An 18,671-nucleotide genomic window follows, 5' to 3' on the forward strand; every position below is an offset into this window, starting at 1 on the left:
GCGTAGCCGTCGTGCGCGCACAGGGCGGTCGGCGGCGCGGGCAGCTCGGGCAACGTCGCCCTCTACGCCGTCGTCTGACGCCGTCGTCTGACGCCGTCCGCCTGTCTCCGAGATCAGGAGATCTGACGAGCGCAGGACGATCGCGCGCGAAGCGTCCTGTCTCCGCCATATCTCCTGATCTCGAGACCGCGGGGCGCGGGCCGGCGAAGCGTCAGGCCCTCGCCGCGGCGTCGGCGGCCCGGGTGCGGCTGCCTCGCTCGCCTCAGGCGCCGGCTGCGGCCTGGGTCGCCGCATCCGCCTTCTTCTCGGGCCACAGCTGTTCGATCAGCTGCGCGACCCACGCGATGAGCTCGCCGTCGCGCAGCGGCTCGCCGCCGGCGGACGGCAGCGGCACGACCATCGCCTCTCCCCCCGCGACGAGCTTGGCCTTCGGGTGCAGCCGCTGCAGGCGCACGCGCATGGAGTCGGGCAGATTCGCCGGCGCGACGCGGAGATTCGGTCCCATCGCCACGACGTCCGCGAGCCCTGCCGCGGCGGCGCGACGCCGCAGGCGCGCGACGGCGACGAGTCCTTCGACATCGGCGGGCGGCTCGCCGTAGCGGTCGGTGAGCTCCTCGATGACCAGGTCGATCGCGTCGTCCTTGGCGGTGACGGATGCCGCGGCCGAGAGCTTCTGGTACGCCTCGAGGCGCAGCCGCTCGCTGTCGATGTACGACTCCGGGATGCGCGCCTGCACCGGCAGCTCGAGCCGCAGCTCGGTGGGGCCCTCGGTCTCTTCGCCGCGGAAGGTCGCGACCGCCTCGCCGATCATGCGCAGATAGAGGTCGAAGCCCACACCGGCGATGTGACCCGCCTGCTCGGCGCCGAGGAGATTTCCGGCGCCGCGGATCTCGAGGTCCTTCAGCGCCACCTGCATGCCGGAGCCGAGGTCGTTGTTCACGGCGATCGTCTCGAGGCGGTCGGCCGCGGTCTCGCTGAGCGGCTTCATGTCGTCGTAGAGGAAGTACGCGTACGCACGCTCGCGTGCCCGGCCGACGCGCCCGCGGAGCTGGTGCAGCTGGCTGAGTCCGTACTTGTCGGCGCGGTCGATGATGATGGTGTTCGCGTTCGAGATGTCGAGGCCCGTCTCGACGATCGTCGTGCAGACGAGCACGTCGGAGCGCCGCTCCCAGAACGCGTCGACGACCTCCTCGAGGGCGTGCTCCCCCATCTGACCGTGGGCGACCGCGATGCGCGCTTCGGGCACGAGCTCGGCGAGCTCGGCGGCGACGCGCTGGATCGACTGCACGCGGTTGTGCACGTAGAACACCTGGCCCTCGCGCAGCAGCTCACGGCGTATGGCGGCCGCGATCTGCTTGTCGTTGCGCGGACCGACATACGACAGGATCGGATGCCGGTCCTCGGGCGGCGTCTGCAGCGTCGACATCTCGCGGATGCCGGTCACGGCCATCTCGAGCGTGCGCGGGATCGGCGTGGCGCTCATCGCCAGGATGTCGACGTTGGTCTTGAGCTTCTTGAGCTGATCCTTGTGCTCGACGCCGAAGCGCTGCTCCTCGTCGATGATCATGAGGCCGAGGTCTTTGAACAGCACCTTCTCGGTGAGGATGCGGTGCGTGCCGATGACCATGTCGACGGTGCCGTCGGCGAGTCCTGCGACGACCTCGCGAGCCTGCTTGTCGGTCTGGAAGCGCGACAGCGCCTTGACCTTCACCGGGAACCCCGCGAACCGCTCGGTGAACGTCTCGAGGTGCTGCTTCACGAGCAGCGTGGTCGGCACGAGCATCGCGACCTGCTTGCCGTCCTGGATCGCCTTGAACGCGGCCCGCACGGCCACCTCGGTCTTGCCGAAGCCGACGTCGCCCGACAGCAGCCGGTCCATCGGGACCGGCTTCTCCATGTCGGCCTTGATCTCGTCGATCGTCTGCAGCTGGTCGGGCGTCTCGGCGAAGGGGAACGCCTCCTCGAGCTCGCGCTGCCACGGGGTGTCGGGCCCGAACGCGTGGCCCTTCGCGGCCATGCGGGCCGAGTAGAGCTTCACGAGCTCGACGGCGATGTCGCGCACGGCACGGCGGGCCTTGCTCTTGGCCTGCGCCCAGTCGCTGCCGCCCATCTTCGACAGCGAGGGCGCCTCGCCGCCGACGTACCGCGAGAGCAGGTCGAGCTGATCCGTCGGGACGAAGAGCTTGTCGCCCGGGTAGCCGCGCTTGGACGGCGCGTACTCGAGCACGAGGTACTCGCGCATGCTCTTCACCGCGTTGCGTCCGCCGCTGGACACCTCGCGCTGGGTGAGTTCGACGAACTTGCCGATGCCGTGCGTCGCATGCACGACGTAGTCGCCCGCCGTCAGCTTGAGCGGGTCGACGACCGCCTTGCGCCGCGACGCGAGCTTCTTCACGACCCGGTTGTCGCCGCCGATCGTGCGGCCGTAGAACTCCGACTCGGTGAGCACCGCGAGCTTCGCGTCGGGCGCCTCGAAGCCTCGCTCCAGCACGCTCACCACCACGTGGGCGACCCCCGGCTCCGGTGGCTGCAGCACGTCGTCGACCCTGCGCGCGGCGATGCCGCGCTCGGCGAGCACATCGCGCGCGCGCTCCACGAGTCCGGCACCGGATGCCGCGACGACGACGCGCCAGCCATCGGCCAGCAGTGCGCCGACGTGGTCGGTCGCGCCCTCGACGTTGCCGTGGAACGACGGCACGGCCGACCCCGGCACGCGGATCGCCGCCGCGGCCTCGAGCGCCACATCGATGTCGTCGCCGCTGATCGGCCCGTCGAGAAGCCCCTCGGCCGCGGCATCCGCCTGGCCGGAGTCGAAGGCGCTGAGAGTCCACCAGACCCCGCCGCGCTCGCGCGTCGCCTCGCGGAGCTGGGGCAGCGACAGGAAGTCGCCCGCCCCGAGGTCGACCGGCGTGCGGGCGCCCGCGGTCGCGGCACTCCACGCCGCATCGAGGAACTCGCGGTTGGTCTCGCCGAGCGTGATCGCGCGCGTGACGGCGCGCTCGGGGTCGACCAGCGCCACCGCGGACCCCTCGGGCAGATAGTCGACGAGCGTCACCAGCCGGTCGACGACAGCCGGAAGCAGGGACTCCATGCCCTCGACGGGGATGCCCTCGGCCATCTTCTCGAGCATGGCGACCAGGCCGGGGAACTCGTCCTTGAGCTGACGGGCACGACCGCGCACCGCCTCCGTGAGCAGCAGCTCGCGGCTGGGCAGGAGCGTGACCTCGTGCACCTCGCCGGGCAGCGACCGCTGGTCGGCGACCGAGAACGCGCGCATCTCGTCGACCTCGTCGCCGAAGAACTCGACGCGGAAGGGGTGCGGCGTGGTGGGCGGGAAGACGTCGAGGATGCCGCCGCGCACGGCGAACTCGCCGCGGCGCGACACCATGTCGACGCGGTGGTAGGCGAGGTCGACGAGGCGGGCGGACACGTCGCCGAGATCATGGCCGCGGCCGCCCTTGAGGAGCTCGATCGGCTCGATGTCGGTGAGTCCCGCCGCGAGCGGCTGGATCGCGCCCCGCACCGAGGCGGTGATCACGAGAGGCGTCGCCGCATCCCATTTCGCGATGCGCGAGAGGATGTCGAGCCGCGCGCCCACCGTCTCGGCGCTGGGGCTCAGCCGCTCGTGCGGCAGCGTCTCCCACGCCGGGAAGTGCACCACCTCGGCGCCCGGGAGCAGCGCGCCGAGCGCCGGGCCGAGCGATTCCGCGCGGCGGCCGGTCGGCGCGATCAGCAGAACCAGCGGCGGCCTGCCCGCGGCGCGGCGCTTCTCGAGGAGTGCTGCCAGGAGCGGAGCGCCGAGCCCTTCCACGAGCGAGAAGTCGGCGTCGACGGATGCCGCGGCCACCGCATCCCGAAACGGTTCAGCCTGCTCGAGGGCGCGCACGATCCCGGGAACTGTCACCGCACGAGTCTACGACGCGGGTACGACACCGTTCTCGCCGTGGATGCGCGACGGCGGTCGCCGGGGGTCTCACGGGACCCCCGCTGACCCCGTCGCGGCCCGCTTCTAGAATGAGCGCGTGAGCCAGCCCGCCACCCCCGACGTTCCCCCGCCCGAACAGCCGGCGTGGGCGCCACCGGGCGCGGCTCCGTTCGGTCCGCCGGGCCCCTCGTCTGGGCAAACCCCCGCCCCCACGACGTACCCGGGCGGGCACCCGGGCGGGTACCCGGGCTCCGCGCCCGGCGGGCAGCCGAACCCGGTCCCGGGGTGGCCGGCTCCCCCGGCAAGCGCCTATGGGCCGCCGCCGAGGTACGCGCCACCCCCGGGCTACGCGGTCACGCAGGCCGCGGCATCCGTCTCCCCCTCCGGTCCGGCCGCGCGCGCCCCGCGCGGCGCGGCGCTCGGGATCACCGCGCTCATCCTCAGCGTCATCGCCACCGTCGGGGCGAGCCTTCTCGCGGCCATCGCCAGCTTCCGCATCGGGCTGGGCGCCGGACGTGAGATCTCGTCGCGGCCGTTCGACGCCGACTTCGACTGGTCCATCCTCACGCCGGTGCGGGACTGGGTGCTCCTGGGCGAGGTCGCCTTCTGGGTCGGCACGGCGGTGGGCCTGTGGGCACTCGTGCAGGGCATCGTCGCGATCGTCACCGCGCGCGGGCGCGGCGCCGGCATCGCCGCGGTGATCATCGCCGCGCTCGGGCCGGTCGCCTTCGGCGCCGTGGTGCAGGGCTTCCTCACCGCGGGACTGGCCTCGGGGACCGGCGTCGGCGCCTGACCCGGCGCGACGCCAGAGCCGCGGCATCCGCGTCAGCGGATCCGAGGAGGTCTGCCCAAACGAGGAGCGGCACGGCCGAGCCCTCCGCTGATCCGCAGATCTCCGCTCACCCGACGGCCGCCCGTCAGGCGCGAGGCGCGTGGTGCTTCTGCTGCGCCGCGAGAAGCCCCTCGTCGACGAGCTGCTCGACGGCGTCGGCGGCATCGCCCAGGAGGATCGGAAGGTTCTTGCGCTCCGCGGAGCCGAACGGGTCGAGCACCCAGTCGGCCGGGTCCTGGCGTCCGTTCGGGCGACCGATGCCGACCCGCACCCGCGGGAAATCCGCCGTGCCGAGGGCCTTCGCCACGTCGCGCACGCCGTTGTGGCCGCCGTGGCCGCCACCGACCTTGAGCTTGATCGTGTCGAACGGGATGTCGAGCTCGTCGTGCACGACCACGACCAGCGATGGATCGATGCCGTAGAACTTCGCGAGCCCGGCGACCGGACCGCCCGAGACGTTCATGAACGTGTTCGGCTTCGCGAGGATCAGCTTCGGGCCTCCCGGGCGCAGCCAGGTCTCCACGACGCGGGCGTTCGCCTTGTGAGCCTTGAAGGTCTCGCTGCGGCGCCCGGCGAGTTCGTCGACGACCAGCTGGCCCACGTTGTGACGCGTCAGCTCGTAGCGGGGGCCGGGGTTGCCGAGCCCGACGACCAGCCACGTGTTCTCGGCCATGCCGGCGTCCTCTCCTGCGCGCGACAGGTCGCCGCGAGCCCAGACGAGCGTACCCGTTCGGATCCTGGGAACCACGATCCCCGCAACCCCCTGAAGCTCAGGGTGCTGCGGGGATCGATGCAAACGGTGCGGGACGGGGCCCGTGCGGCGGATTACTCCGCTGCGGCGGCCTCTTCCGACGCCTCCGACTGCTCGGCAGCCACCTCGGCGTCGGCCTCGGCGATCTCCTCCTCGGCGGCGAGCGCCGCGGCGGGCACCGAGATCGCGACGACGAGAAGGTCGGCGTCGGCGACGAGCGCTGCACCCTGGGGCAGCGTGAGCTCGCCCGCGGTGACGTGCGTGCCGTCCTCGAGCTCGTCCACGACGACCTCGACGTGCTCGGGGATGTGGGTCGCCTCGACCTCGAGCAGAACGGTCTGAGCGTCGAGGTTGACAATGGTGCCGGCGGCCGGCTCTCCCACGACGACGACGGGAACCTCGACCTGGATCTTCTCGCCCTTCTTCACGACGAGGAGGTCGATGTGCTCGATGATCTGGTGCACGGGGTCCTTCTGGACGTCCTTGACCAGCGTCAGCTGCTCCTTGCCGTCGAGGTCGAGCTCGAGCACCGCGTTGGCGCGGCGGACGAGCAGCGAGACCTGGTGGCCCGGGAGGGCGACGTGGACGGGGTCGGTGCCGTGACCGTAGATGACGGCGGGGATCTTGCCGGCGGCGCGGAGGCGGCGGGCGAAGCCCTTGCCGAAGCTCTCGCGGAACTCGGCGTGGACCTTGGTGTCGGGCTCGTTCGACATGTGTTCTCCTTGGCGGGCCGCAGGGCCCGTTGTGAATCGGCTCGCGCGGAGGCGGACCTGGGTATGTGGGGTGGCGGTGTTGCCGGTGATTCGACTCGAACGCGCACGCGTGAGGAAAGCCCATGGGGCCGGCTTCACCGCGTCGATCACGGATGCTGCGACCCGCCGCGATCGACGGGCGCGAGGCATCCCTCGCCGAAGTTCGACACGAGTCTACCAGCGCCCCCGCTACGATGAGGAACGCCCCCCGCTTCGCGTCTCCCACGGAGGATCCCATGGACTACGGCTTCTGGAGCCACGCTCTCTTCTGGCTGATCGGCGCCATGGCCGCGATCGGCGCCCTGGGCACCGTGCTGGCGTTCTGGAGCCTCGGCCGCCAGGCCTATCGCAAGGACTGACCTTCGCCGCCCGGGCGCTGAGCGCTACCGCTCCCCGGTCGCGGCGGCGACCTCGCCCCCGATGGCCTCGTCCATGGCGGCGTCCGATTCTCTGACGATCCGCGACATCGCCGCGAACGCCTCGTCGGCCTCGCCGCTCGCGACCGCGAACGCGACGTCGCGATGCCAGCGCACCGCATCGGGGTTCGCTTCGTGCGGCATGAGCGCATGACGCGTGCGGCCTTCGAGGACCGCCTGCACCACTCCGCCGAGCGTCCCGAGCATCGGGTTCCCTGAGGCGCTCAGCAGCGTGCGGTGGAAGCGCACGTCGGCGTCGAGGTATTCGGCCTCCGCCGCCTGATGGTCGTGACGTGCCATGCCCAGCGCCGCTGCGACGAGCTCCTGGCGCTGCGCGTCGGTCGCATTGGCGGCCGCGAGCCGCGCCGCCAGGGGTTCGACCGCGCTGCGGAGCTCGCTCAGCTCGTGCAGCTGGCGCGCACGCCCCGGCCCGTCCAGACGCCACGCGATCACCTCTGGGGCGTAGACGTTCCACTGGTCTACCGGCAGCACCTCGATGCCCGCCTTTCTGCGCACCCGCACGAGACCGAGGGATTCGAGCACCCTGATCGCCTCGCGTGCCGCCGATCGCGAGGCGCCGGACGACTCCGCCAGCTCCGTCGTCAGCAGGCGCGAGCCGGCCGGATGCTCGCCGTGCACGATCGCGGCACCGAGCCGCTCGACGAGGGCGTCGTGGACGGGGCTGCCGTAAGGCGCGTCTGCCATGGTCCGATTGTGCCGCACCGCACTCGTCTCATCAGACATTCCCGTCTGATCCATTTTTTACATCGGACATATTGACAACCACGGACGATAACGTCAGACTAAACGGCGTTCTCGGGTCAAAGACCGACCCCGATTCGACCAAGGATGCTCATGGACCTCTCCGGACTGTTTCCCCTTCTGGCGCCCGCGGCGAATGCCGCAGCAGATGCCGCTCCCGTGGCACCCCCGTGGCAGCTGGCCACCGCCGCTGTCATCGGCATCGCGATCATCGTCGTACTGATCACGTGGCTGAAGGTGCACCCCTTCCTCGCCCTGATGATCGGCGGGATCGCCACCGGCCTCGCCGCCGGATTCGACGCCGTCCAGACCGTCGGCAGCTTCACCGCCGGGTTCGGCACGACGATGGGCGGGGTCGGCATCCTCATCGCCCTCGGCGCGATCTTCGGAAAGCTGCTGGCCGACTCCGGCGGGGCGGACCGCATCGTCGACACCCTCGTCGCGCGGGCCACGCCACGCAGCCTCCCGTGGGTGATGGGTTTCATCGGCGCCATCATCGGCCTGCCGATGTTCTTCGAGGTGGGCCTCGTGCTGCTCGTGCCGGTCATCATCCTCGTGGCACGCCGATCGGGGCTGCCGCTGATGAAGATCGCGATCCCGACGTTGGCCGGTCTGTCGGCCATGCACGGTCTCGTGCCCCCGCACCCGGGCCCGCTCGCCGCGATCGACATCCTCGGCGCCAACCTGGGCGTCACCCTCGCCTTCGGCGTGCTCGTCGCGATCCCCGCGGTCATCATCGCCGGTCCGCTGTTCTCGAACCTGGCCGCCCGGTGGGTGCGGGTCCCGGTGCCGGACCTGTTCGTCACCGCCGAGGACGAGGGCGAACAGCAGACGCGTCGGCCTTCGTTCGCCGCGACCCTCACGAGCATTCTCCTGCCCGTGGTGCTCATGTTGCTGCGTGCCGTCGCCGACATCGTCGCGCCGGGGTCGACCGACCCGGTCAAGCTCGTGATCGACTTCCTCGGCACGCCGGTCATCGCGCTGCTGCTGGCCGTCATCGTCGGGTTCTTCCTCCTGGGCCGAGGCGCCGGATTCGGACGCGCCGAACTCGCGAAGTCGGTGGGTTCCTCGCTCGGCCCGATCGCCGGCATCCTCCTCATCGTCGGCGCGGGCGGCGGCTTCAAGCAGGTGCTCGTCGACACCGGCATCGGCGACGTCATCGCGAACCTCATCGCCGAGTCGGGTCTGTCGATCCTGTTCCTCGCCTGGCTCGTGGCCGTGGTGATCCGCGTCGCCACCGGTTCGGCCACGGTCGCGACGATCACCGCGGCCGGCATCCTGCAGCCGCTGACGGAGGGGCTCGACCCCGCCATGACGGCACTCCTCGTGCTCGCGATCGGGTCGGGCTCGGTCTTCCTCTCGCACGTCAACGACGCGGGCTTCTGGCTCATCAAGGAGTACTTCGGCCTCAGCATCCCTCAGACTCTGAAGAGCTGGACCGTTCTCGAGTGCCTCATCTCGATCACGGGACTGCTCGGCGTCTTGGCCGTCAGCGTGTTCGTCTGAGTGTGGAAGGGAGAACTCGGATGCTGTCGACTCCGCCGATTCTCGTCCTGATGGGCCCGTCGGGCACCGGCAAATCCACCGTGGGGGCCATGCTCTCCGGCAGGCTGGGGTGGCCGTTCCAGGAGGGCGACGACCTTCATCCGGCCGCCAACGTCGAGAAGATGCGGCGCGGTCACGCACTGACCGACGCGGACCGGATCCCCTGGCTCGAGCTCGTCGCCGCATGGATCGACGAGCGGCGCGCAGCCGGAGAACCGGGGATCATCACGTGCTCGGCGCTGAAGCGCAGCTACCGCGACATCCTCCGCCGCGACAACGTCACCTTCGTGAACTTCACGGGCGATGCGGCGGTCGTGCGCGACCGCATGATGCGGCGGCAGGGTCACTTCATGCCCCCCGCACTGCTCGACTCCCAGTTCGCGACGCTCGAGGCGCCCGGCCCCGACGAGCAGGCGATCAACGTCGAGATCGCTCTGCCGCCCGAAGAGCAGGCCGCCCTGGTGGCAGGCGCGCTCCGCCTCGAAGGTTCATGACGCCCCGGGGGCGCGATGACGCCCCCGGGCTAGGCTCGTCACGTCAGCCGCGAGCCGTGACCTCCCGACCCGCTCACAACCGGCCCCACCGCCGCGTGAGCACCCGGCCATGCCGTGTAACACGGACGCGCCAGACTCTAGGCTGAAACGACGACTTAACCCCAGGAGCACGTGTGTCTTCCCACAATCCCTCAGCGAGCGGCACCCAGGCCGGCACCAACATCTCGACGGATCAGGACCAGGCGCCTGACGAGGCCACGCAGGCGCACGAGGCCGCTCCGGCGCCCGAGGACGTCGAGCGTCCCACTCCCGAGCCGGGCGGCCCGGATGCTGCGGCCACCGCGACGGCGAACATCGGCGTGGTCGGCCTCGCGGTGATGGGGTCGAACCTCGCCCGCAACCTGGCGTCCCGTGAGGGCAACACCGTGGCGGTGTTCAACCGCAGCCGCTCGAAGACCGACGAACTGCTGACCGCGCACCCTGAGGCGGAGTTCGTGCCGGCGTTCTCGTACGAGCAGTTCGCGGCGACCCTGACCAAGCCGCGCACCGCCGTCATCATGGTCAAGGCCGGCCGCCCCACCGATGCCGTGATCGACTCGCTCATCGAGGTGTTCGAGCCGGGTGACATCATCGTCGACGGCGGCAACGCGCTGTTCACCGACACCATCCGCCGCGAGAAGGCCGTCCGCGAGACCGGCGTCAACTTCGTCGGCGCCGGCATCTCCGGCGGCGAGGAGGGCGCGCTGAACGGCCCCTCGATCATGCCCGGCGGCTCGGACGAGTCGTGGGTCACCCTCGGCCCGATCCTGAAGTCGATCGCCGCGGTCGCCGAGGGCGAGCCGTGCGTTACGCACGTCGGCCACGACGGGGCCGGCCACTTCGTGAAGATGGTGCACAACGGCATCGAGTACGCCGACATGCAGCTCATCGCCGAGGCGTACGATCTGATCCGCCGCGGCACCGGCAAGTCCCCGGCCGAGATCGCCGAGGTGTTCGCCGAATGGAACCGGGGCGAACTGGAGTCCTACCTCATCGAGATCACCGCGGAGGTGCTGCGCCAGACCGACGCCGCCACCGGTCGGCCTCTCGTGGACGTGATCCTCGACCAGGCCGGCGCCAAGGGCACCGGCGCCTGGACCGTGCAGACCGCGCTGTCGCTCGGCGTCCCGGTCTCCGGCATCGCCGAGGCCACCTTCGCCCGCTCGCTCTCCTCGCACCCCGAGCAGCGCGCGGTCTCCCGCGACCTCCCCGGCCCCGCGGAGGGCCTGCAGGTCGACGACGCCGACGCGTTCATCGAAGATGTGCGCCTCGCCCTGTACGCCTCCAAGATCGTCGCGTACTCGCAGGGCTTCGATGAGATCCGCGCCGGTGCGGCCGAGTACGGCTGGACCATCGACCTGGGGGCCGTGTCGAAGATCTGGCGCGCCGGCTGCATCATTCGCGCCCAGTTCCTCAACCGCATCGCCGACGCCTACGCGGCCCAGCCCGAACTGCCGGTGCTGCTGACGGCGCCGTACTTCGTCGAGGCGCTCGGCCGCGCGCAGGGCGCGTGGCGCCGCATCGTGTCGGCCGCCGCGGGCGCCGGCATCCCCGCCCCCGCGTTCTCGTCGTCGCTGTCGTACTACGACGGCCTGCGCGCCGAGCGCCTGCCGGCGGCGCTCATCCAGGGCCAGCGGGACTTCTTCGGGGCGCACACCTACAAGCGCATCGACAAGGACGGCACGTTCCACACGCTGTGGTCCGGCGACCGCACCGAGATCGAGGCCGAAGACACGCACTGACCCGGCTTCGCGGAAGCACGAGGGCGGATCCCCGGTGGGGGTCCGCCCTCGGCGTATGCCGCCGCGTCAGACCGGGTGGCCGTCCGGGCCGGGCTTGATGTTGTGATTGCGGCAGAAGACGTTGCCCGGGTCCCACTGGCGCTTGACCGCCGACAGGCGCGCCATCGTCTCGGGTGAATAGATGCGCTCAGCGAAGGTGTCGTCGGTCGAGGGGACGAAGTTTCCATACACGCCGGTCCCCTTGGCCTCGATCGCGGCCCACGCCGACTCAGCGGCTGCACGGGCGTCGTCATCGAGCATGCCGGGGATGTCGAACGCACCGGCCATGGCGAACCACGACGCATCGCGCGACGGGAACGCGGAATCGCCTTGCGAAACATCGCCGAAGGCGCCCCCGAGCGAGCGCAGGAATGCCACCGACGCCGGGTTCTGCTCGCGGAAGGTCACCAGCCGGTCGATCGCGTCATCGTCGAGATCGCGAAGCAGTGTGTTACCCCCGACGAACCCGGGCATCGGCTGTTCCGGATCGAACTCCGGCGCCTCGAGCAGCACGTCGGGGTAGGCCTGCACGCCGAACTCGAGCTCGGAGACCCCGGCGGCCGCAAGCGGTGCCAGGGCAGCGCGTGCGGCATCCTCGTCCGTGCCGGCCCAGACCGCAGTGATCGTCGCCCCCGCCGGCGCATTCGGATCCATCGCCGGGACGTCCATGTAGGTCACCGTCAGCTCACGGGGAGCTTGTGCCAGGAGATCGCGCAGCACGCGGAGAATCGGCCGCGCGTCACCGTCGAGTCCGTACACCGCGTGGACCACACCATCGAGCGCGTGCGCCTCGAAGTCGAACCGCGTGACGACGCCGAAGTTGCCGCCACCACCACGGAGGGCCCACAGCAGCTCGGGGTGAGAGGCGTCCGTCACCTCCAGGACGTCACCACGAGCCGTGACGAGCTGGGCGCCGACCAGCTGGTCGCACGCCAGACCCCATGCGCGCACCATCCAGCCGATGCCTCCGCCGAGGGTCAGACCACCCACGCCTACCGATGCGGTGTCGCCCGAGCTGATGCCCAGTCCACGCTCCGCGAGGACGTGCGCAACGGGTCCCCAGAGAGCGCCGCCGCCCAGGCGCACCCGCGTGCCGTCGACCTCGATGTCGTCGAGGGCGGAGATGTCGAGCGTGAGGCCGCCGGGCACCCCGCCCCAGGCGCTGTGGCCGCCGCCGCGGATCATGACGTCGAGACGCTCGGCGGAGGCGTAGCGGAGGGCGCCGCGGACGTCGTCGACGGTGGCGGCGCGGATCACGGCAGCGGGCGATCCGATGCCGGAGTGGAAGCGGCGGGCGGATTCCCACTCGGGATCGCCCGGACGGATGACGGTGCCGACGGCGCCGTCGCTGAGGTCGTCGTTGCTCATGACGGCCACGCTAGGGCTCGGCACCGACATGCGCGAGAGCGGCGACGGATGGAGGGACCGACACGGTCTGTCAATCCCCCGCTCCGGCTCGACCGTGTGTCGGCGCGGGGGCATAGGCTCACGAGCGTGACGAGCATCCTGTACATCGGCGGCACCGGAACCATCAGCGCGGCGTGCGTGCGCCGCTCCGTCTCCCTCGGGCACCGGGTGGCGGTGCTCAACCGCGGCAGCGCCCGCCGTCCGCTGCCCCCGGAGGTCGAGCTCATCGAAGCCGACATCCGCGATGCCGGATCGGTGCGCACCGCGATCGGCGACCGCCGATTCGACGTCGTCGCCGAGTTCCTCGCCTTCACCCCCGACCACGTCGCGACCGATCTCGACCTGTTCGAGGGGCGCACCGGGCAGTACGTGTTCATAAGCTCGGCGTCGGCGTACGAGAAGCCGCCGCGCCGGCTGCCGGTCGTCGAGTCCACGCCGCTGCGCAATCCGTTCTGGCAGTACTCGCGCGACAAGATCGCCTGCGAGGACGTCCTCGTCGCCGCCCACCGGGACCGAGGGCTGCCCGTGACGATCATCCGCCCGTCGCACACGTATGACGAACGGCTGCTTCCGACGCTCGGCGGCTGGACCGACATCGCCCGCATGCGCGCCGGCCGCCCGGTGATCGTGCACGGAGACGGCACCAGCCTGTGGACGATCACGCACAGCGACGACTTCGCCGTGGCCTTCACCGGACTCCTCGGAAACCCCGCGGCCATCGGCGATGCCTTCACCATCACCGGCACCCACGCGCCCACGTGGAATCAGATCTACGACTGGCTGGCCGATGCCGCGGGCGTCGACTCCCCCGACCTCGTGCATGTGGCGTCCGACACCATCGCGTCCTTCGCGCCCGACCTCGGCCCCGGCCTCCTCGGCGACAAGGCGCACTCGATGGTGTTCGACTCGTCGAAGGTGACCGAGCTCGTGCCCGGGTTCCGCACGACGGTGACCTTCGACGAGGGCGCGCGCCGCATCCTCGCCTACTACGACGCGAACCCGGAGGCGCAGAGGGTCGACGACGGCCTCGATGCGGCATTCGATCGCATCGCCGCCCACGCCCGCTCGGCCGGCTGAGCCTGCCGGCCCCTCGTCAGCTCCTGATGTCGTGCACGGTGCCCTTGTCGAGACGCAGCCGGCGCCGGGCTCGACGTGCCACGGCCGAGTCGTGGGTCACGACGATGAGCGTGAGGCCTTCGTCATTCAGCGACTGGAGCACCGCGAGGATCTCGTCGCGCATGCTCTCGTCGAGGTTGCCCGTCGGCTCGTCGGCGAGCAGCACGCGCGGCCGCTTGACGATCGCCCGGGCGATGGCGACGCGCTGCTGCTGACCGCCCGACAGCTCGCCCGGGCGGTGGTCGGCGCGGTCGGCGAGGCCGACGTGCGTGAGCGCCTCGGTGACCCGGGCGGCCCGCTCGTCGTTCGACAGCCCGAGCGGCTCGAGCGCCATGTCGACGTTCTCGTGCGCGGTCAGGGTCGGGATGAGATTGAAGCCCTGGAACACGAAGCCGATCTCGTGCGCGCGGATACGGCCCAGCTCCCGGTTGTTCGCGGTGGCGATGTCGATCTCGCCCAGGTGCACCGACCCGGAGGTCGGGCGGTCGAGCGCCCCGAGCAGCTGCAGGAGCGTCGACTTGCCGCCGCCGGTCGGCCCCTGGATCGCGACGAAGTCGCCGGCGTCGATCGTGAGGTCGACGCCCGCGAGCGCCTTCACGACCCGGCCCTTCTGGGTGTAGGTGCGGGTGACGCCTTCCAGGCGGTACTGCGCCTGGGGCGCGGCATCCGTGGTCGATGCCGGCTCGCTGTGCATCATGGTCATGTCGTGCTCTCCCGTCGGTGAGGTGAGGTCGGGTTCGGTGGGGATGGTCTCGGACATGCGGTGCCTCAGCCCACCGATCGCAGGGCTTCGGCGGGGCTGAGCCGGGCAGCGCGCCAGCCACCGAAGGCGCCGGCGACCAGGCCGCCGAGCACCGCGATGCCGACCGCTGCCACGACGACCCACAGGGTGATCGGCGCCGACAGCACGATGTCGGTGCCCGCGGACAGCATGGCGTTGCCGAATGCACCGCCGCCACCGCCGACCGGCCCTCCCTGACCGCCACCCGGACCGAAGCTCTGCGCCGCAGGTGCCGTGGAGATCGTCGGCGAGATGAGGTTGATCGCGACGATGCCGGCGAAACCCACGACGAGGCCGATCACGCCGCCGATGGCGCCCTGGACGACGGACTCCCCCGCGACCTGGCCGACGACCCGGCCGTTCGACCAGCCGATCGCCTTGAGCGTGCCGAACTCGCGCGTGCGGCGCGAGACGCCCGAGATCGTGAAGAGCACGGCGAGCACCAGTGCCACCGCGAGCACGATCAGCGAGAGCCAGGTGCCCAGGTTCGTGATGAGGGCGGAGGCGCTCGAGAGCGATCCCGACACCGTCGAGGCGAGGTCCGCCTGCGAGCTCACGGTGGCGTCCGGGAGCGCCTCCTGGAGCGCCGCGTGCACCGACGCGATCGCATCGGACGACTCGGCCCGCACGTACACGGTGGACACGACGTCACCCGCGCCGGAGAGCTCCTGCGCGACGCCCAGCGGAATGTACACGTTCGACGCGGTGTCGGCCTCGTCCGAGGTCGACGCGACGATTCCCACGATCTCGAACTCCTGCCCGCCGACGTCGATCGTGCCGCCGACCGCGAGGTCCGCTGTCGAGGCGTAGGTCGCATCGACAGCGGCGACGTACTCACCCTCGTCGGACGACTCGAGACCGCGGCCGTCCGAGACCTCGACCGCCGAGAGCGGGCCCACGGCGTCCGCCGACGGGTCGATGCCGAGCACCGTGAAAGAGTCGACGCCGAACGAGCCGCCGCCGAAGCCGCCTCCCCCACCCTCGCCCTGCTGCGGGGGCTGGCCCTGAGTGCCCGTGCCGGAGTCCGTCGAGTCATCGGGACGCGGGGGCAGCTCACCGGAGAACGTCATGTTGGTGAGGCTGAGGGCTGCGGATGCCGAGGACACCCCCTCGACGCCGCTGACGGTCTCCAGCGTCGAGGCGTCGAGCGTCGAGCGCAGAGGCTCCGTCACGAGCCGGGACTGGCTCAACTCGGTGGTGCCGTCCTCGGTGGTCGAGCCGCCGTCCTGGCCGAAGTCGAACCGGTTGGCACCCTCGCCCGGCTCGGCCTGGGCGCCGGTCACGGTCAGGTCGGTGCCGACGCCGTACACGGACTCCAGCGCCTGTGCCTGGGCGGCGCTCACCCCGGCGGCGAGCGAGTTCACGATCATCACGAGGGCGATCGCGATCGCGAGGCCGGCGGCCACGATGATCGTCTGCTTCTTGCGGCCGGCCAGCTCCCGCCGCAGATAGGTGAAGTACATGGGTCTCCTCTTGGCGGGCGGAATGCCGGCCGTCGACGCGACGCTACGGAGCGGCGTGATGCGGGCCACCAGCGCGAGCTATGAGGAAGGTATGGACCTTGGCATCCGTCGACGTCCGCGGTGTCGCGGATCTCACAGCCGGCGCATAGCGGTCTCCATAGGAATCGCATAGGAAGGCCCGCACAATGGACGAATGACGAACCCGGCCCCGACCCTGCTGCGTCCCGACGGCACGAACCTGCGCGTGCTCGTGGTCGACGACGAGCAGATGCTCACCGACCTGCTGTCCATGGCGCTGCGTATGGAAGGCTGGGAGGTCCGCACGGCCGGATCGGGCTTCGAGGCGCTCCAGTCGGCGCGCGAGTTCGAGCCAGACGCGATGGTGCTCGACATCATGATGCCCGACCTCGACGGAATGGCCGTGCTGCAGCGTCTGCGCCAGTCGGGAGACGACGTGCCGGTGCTCTTCCTCACCGCGAAGGACGCCGTGAGCGACCGCGTCGCCGGCCTGACCGCCGGCGGCGACGACTACGTCACGAAGCCGTTCAGCCTGGAGGAGGTCGTCGCGCGGCTCCGCGGCCTCATGCGCAGGGCCGGCACTGCGCACGCCGCGGGTGCCGAGCCGATCCTCCGGGTCGGTGATCTCACGCTCAACGAGGACAGTCACGAGGTCGACCGCGCGGGCATGGCGATCGAGCTGACGGCGACGGAGTTCGAGCTCCTCCGCTATCTCATGCGCAACCAGCGCCGGGTCGTCTCCAAGGCGCAGATCCTCGACCGGGTGTGGAACTACGACTTCGGCGGCCGCTCGAGCGTCGTCGAGCTCTACATCTCCTACCTGCGCAAGAAGATCGACGCCGGCCACGAGCCCCTCATCCACACAGTGCGCGGCGTCGGCTACATGATCAAGGCGCCGCAGTGACCGAAGAGGCGTCTCCCACGCTCGCAGCGACGGCAAGCGGAACGGATGCCCCGGCCGATGCGCAGCCGCCGGCCGAGGCATCCGTCCCCGGCGCCGACCCGCGGGCAGAGCAGGCGCTCTCGCGCAGGGCGCCGTGGACGCTGCAGCGCCGGCTCATCGTCACGGTCGTCGGGATCACGTCGCTGATCCTGGTGCTCGTCGCGGTCGCGACCAGCGCCATCCTGGGGCAGGTGCTCGAGGCCCAGCTCGACGCCGAGGTGAAGGCGGAGCAGCAGAGCGTCGAGTACATGCGCCCGCTCCTGGCCAACGGGCTCACCGCGGAGCAGATCCTGCAGCAGCAGCCGCGCCAGCCGGGGTACTTCCTCGCGGTGCAGTCACTGCCCGGCGATCCCAGCGCAGCGGTCGTCGATCCGAGCGGCGACGTGATCGCCTTGACCGGCGACCAGATCACGGAGATCAGCGAGAGTCTCGAGGGGCAGCGCGGACAGTTCGTCGTGACCATCGACAATCTGGGCACCTACCGCATCGAGGGTGTGCAGGTGGGGGGGACGGTGGTGATCGTCGGGCTGTCGCGCGCCGGCATCAGCGAGACCCTCGGGCGCATGCTCACGACGATCGCGCTCCTCACGGTGGGCGGGCTCCTGCTGCTCTCGGTCGCGACCGCGTGGACGATCCGTCGCGGGCTGGCGCCCTTGCGCGCGGTCGCCGACACGGCGGCGCGGGTCTCGACGCAGCGACTCGACCAGGGCGAGGTGTCGATCGCGGAGCGCGTGCCGGTGAGGCAGGCGGATCCCCGCACCGAAGTCGGGCGCGTGGGCGCGGCCCTCAACACGCTGCTCGATCATGTCGACGAGTCGCTCGCCGCGCGCCAGCGCAACGAGGAGCGCATGCGCAGCTTCGTCGCGGACGCCAGTCACGAGCTGCGCACGCCGCTGGCATCGATCCGCGGCTACTCCGAGCTGTCGCTCACGGCGCTCAGCCGCGGCCAGGACACGGCGCTCGAGACCACCGAGGCGTCGCTGGAGCGCATCCAGGCGCAGTCGCTGCGGATGACCTCGCTCGTCGAGGATCTGCTGCTGCTGGCCCGGCTCGACGAAGGGCAGGAGCTCGTCTACGGCACCGTCGATCTGACTCGTCTCGCGATCGACGCCGTGGGAGACGTGCGTCCGACCGGTCCCGACCACGAGTGGGTGCTCGACGTCGGCGACGAGCCGGTGCTCATCGCCGGCGACGCGGGCCGCCTCCACCAGGTGGCGGCGAACCTCCTCGCCAACGCGCGCACTCACACTCCGGCGGGGACCACGGTGACCGTGCGCGTGTCGCGCGAGGGCCGCGACGCGGTGCTCCGCGTGCACGACGACGGGCCGGGCATCGATCCGTCCCTCAAGGACGACCTCTTCGAGCGCTTCTCGCGCGGGGATCGCTCCCGCGCGCGACAGACCGGCGGAACCGGGCTCGGCCTCTCGATCGCCCGAGCGATCGTCGACGCCCACGGCGGCAGCATCCGCGTCGCCAGCGCGCCCGGCGACACGACCTTCGAGGTCCGCCTGCCGGCGCGCCCCGCCGATCCGACGGCCTCCTGACCACGTCGCCTCCCCGCGAAAGTACAGCTGGCCGCCGAGACCTAGGGAACCAACCACGTTCTCGTCCGCCAGATGTCGTCTCGCGGGATTCCGGCACGGGTC

At 71.0% G+C, this 18,671-nt stretch carries 15 protein-coding genes; 8 read left to right on the plus strand and 7 right to left on the minus strand.

Annotation, left to right across the window (positions count from 1 at the left end):
* Nucleotides 1-262: 262 nt before the first annotated feature.
* On the minus strand, nucleotides 263-3,904 hold the full coding sequence (mfd, locus tag ACN9MP_RS11755; protein WP_426320380.1) for a transcription-repair coupling factor: 3,642 nt from the start codon (nucleotides 3,902-3,904) through the stop codon (nucleotides 263-265).
* Between the two features lie 118 nt (nucleotides 3,905-4,022).
* Between mfd and ACN9MP_RS11760 the strand changes: the two genes are divergently transcribed.
* Nucleotides 4,023-4,718 carry a hypothetical protein gene (locus ACN9MP_RS11760; RefSeq protein WP_426320382.1) on the plus strand — a complete coding sequence of 232 codons (696 nt, stop codon included), beginning with the start codon at nucleotides 4,023-4,025 and terminating at the stop codon, nucleotides 4,716-4,718.
* Nucleotides 4,719-4,842: 124 nt separating this feature from the next.
* On the opposite strand, the gene pth is transcribed toward ACN9MP_RS11760, so the two are convergent.
* Entirely contained in the window at nucleotides 4,843-5,430 is a 588-nt protein-coding gene (pth, locus tag ACN9MP_RS11765; RefSeq protein ID WP_426320384.1) for an aminoacyl-tRNA hydrolase, read from the minus strand.
* A 152-nt stretch (nucleotides 5,431-5,582) separates the two neighbouring features.
* Entirely contained in the window at nucleotides 5,583-6,221 is a 639-nt protein-coding gene (locus ACN9MP_RS11770; RefSeq protein WP_426320385.1) for a 50S ribosomal protein L25/general stress protein Ctc, read from the minus strand.
* Between the two features lie 275 nt (nucleotides 6,222-6,496).
* Here ACN9MP_RS11770 and ACN9MP_RS11775 point away from each other — a divergent pair, with 275 nt between their 5' ends.
* The gene (locus ACN9MP_RS11775) at nucleotides 6,497-6,619 is read left to right on the plus strand and encodes a hypothetical protein (RefSeq protein ID WP_426320386.1); all 123 of its coding nucleotides are present in this window, start codon (nucleotides 6,497-6,499) and stop codon (nucleotides 6,617-6,619) included.
* A 24-nt stretch (nucleotides 6,620-6,643) separates the two neighbouring features.
* Here ACN9MP_RS11775 and ACN9MP_RS11780 read toward each other — a convergent pair whose 3' ends face one another.
* Nucleotides 6,644-7,381, minus strand: coding sequence for a FadR/GntR family transcriptional regulator (locus ACN9MP_RS11780; RefSeq protein WP_426320388.1), 738 nt, complete (start codon nucleotides 7,379-7,381; stop codon nucleotides 6,644-6,646).
* Between the two features lie 150 nt (nucleotides 7,382-7,531).
* Between ACN9MP_RS11780 and ACN9MP_RS11785 the strand changes: the two genes are divergently transcribed.
* From ACN9MP_RS11785 to gndA, 3 genes are all read left to right on the plus strand, one after another.
* On the plus strand, nucleotides 7,532-8,944 hold the full coding sequence (locus tag ACN9MP_RS11785; RefSeq protein ID WP_426320390.1) for a GntP family permease: 1,413 nt from the start codon (nucleotides 7,532-7,534) through the stop codon (nucleotides 8,942-8,944).
* 20 nt (nucleotides 8,945-8,964) lie between these two features.
* Complete coding sequence (locus ACN9MP_RS11790) at nucleotides 8,965-9,477, plus strand: gluconokinase (RefSeq protein WP_426320391.1); 513 nt, start codon at nucleotides 8,965-8,967, stop codon at nucleotides 9,475-9,477.
* Nucleotides 9,478-9,830: 353 nt separating this feature from the next.
* Nucleotides 9,831-11,258 carry an NADP-dependent phosphogluconate dehydrogenase gene (gene gndA, locus ACN9MP_RS11795; protein WP_426326003.1) on the plus strand — a complete coding sequence of 476 codons (1,428 nt, stop codon included), beginning with the start codon at nucleotides 9,831-9,833 and terminating at the stop codon, nucleotides 11,256-11,258.
* Between the two features lie 66 nt (nucleotides 11,259-11,324).
* Here the strand turns inward: gndA and ACN9MP_RS11800 are convergent, their stop codons facing one another.
* The gene (locus ACN9MP_RS11800; protein ID WP_426320393.1) at nucleotides 11,325-12,665 is read right to left on the minus strand and encodes an FAD-binding oxidoreductase; all 1,341 of its coding nucleotides are present in this window, start codon (nucleotides 12,663-12,665) and stop codon (nucleotides 11,325-11,327) included.
* A 126-nt stretch (nucleotides 12,666-12,791) separates the two neighbouring features.
* On the opposite strand from ACN9MP_RS11800, the gene ACN9MP_RS11805 reads away from it, so the two are divergent.
* Nucleotides 12,792-13,781 (plus strand): SDR family oxidoreductase, encoded by a 990-nt coding sequence (locus ACN9MP_RS11805; RefSeq protein WP_426320395.1) that lies wholly within the window; start codon nucleotides 12,792-12,794, stop codon nucleotides 13,779-13,781.
* 16 nt (nucleotides 13,782-13,797) lie between these two features.
* Here ACN9MP_RS11805 and ACN9MP_RS11810 read toward each other — a convergent pair whose 3' ends face one another.
* Nucleotides 13,798-14,523: an ABC transporter ATP-binding protein gene (locus ACN9MP_RS11810; protein WP_426326005.1), complete on the minus strand. Its 726-nt coding sequence runs from the start codon at nucleotides 14,521-14,523 to the stop codon at nucleotides 13,798-13,800.
* Between the two features lie 65 nt (nucleotides 14,524-14,588).
* Nucleotides 14,589-16,064: an ABC transporter permease gene (locus ACN9MP_RS11815; protein WP_426320397.1), complete on the minus strand. Its 1,476-nt coding sequence runs from the start codon at nucleotides 16,062-16,064 to the stop codon at nucleotides 14,589-14,591.
* 193 nt (nucleotides 16,065-16,257) lie between these two features.
* Here ACN9MP_RS11815 and ACN9MP_RS11820 point away from each other — a divergent pair, with 193 nt between their 5' ends.
* Both ACN9MP_RS11820 and ACN9MP_RS11825 read left to right on the plus strand, forming a co-directional pair.
* Nucleotides 16,258-16,986 carry a response regulator transcription factor gene (locus ACN9MP_RS11820; protein WP_426320399.1) on the plus strand — a complete coding sequence of 243 codons (729 nt, stop codon included), beginning with the start codon at nucleotides 16,258-16,260 and terminating at the stop codon, nucleotides 16,984-16,986.
* The gene (locus tag ACN9MP_RS11825) at nucleotides 16,983-18,569 is read left to right on the plus strand and encodes a sensor histidine kinase (protein WP_426320401.1); all 1,587 of its coding nucleotides are present in this window, start codon (nucleotides 16,983-16,985) and stop codon (nucleotides 18,567-18,569) included. The genes ACN9MP_RS11820 and ACN9MP_RS11825 overlap by 4 nt, the downstream gene beginning before the upstream one ends.
* Nucleotides 18,570-18,671 lie beyond the last annotated feature (102 nt).

Source organism: Microbacterium sp. E-13 (assembly GCF_049912955.1).
In the GTDB taxonomy this organism is placed as follows: Bacteria; Actinomycetota; Actinomycetes; order Actinomycetales; family Microbacteriaceae; genus Microbacterium.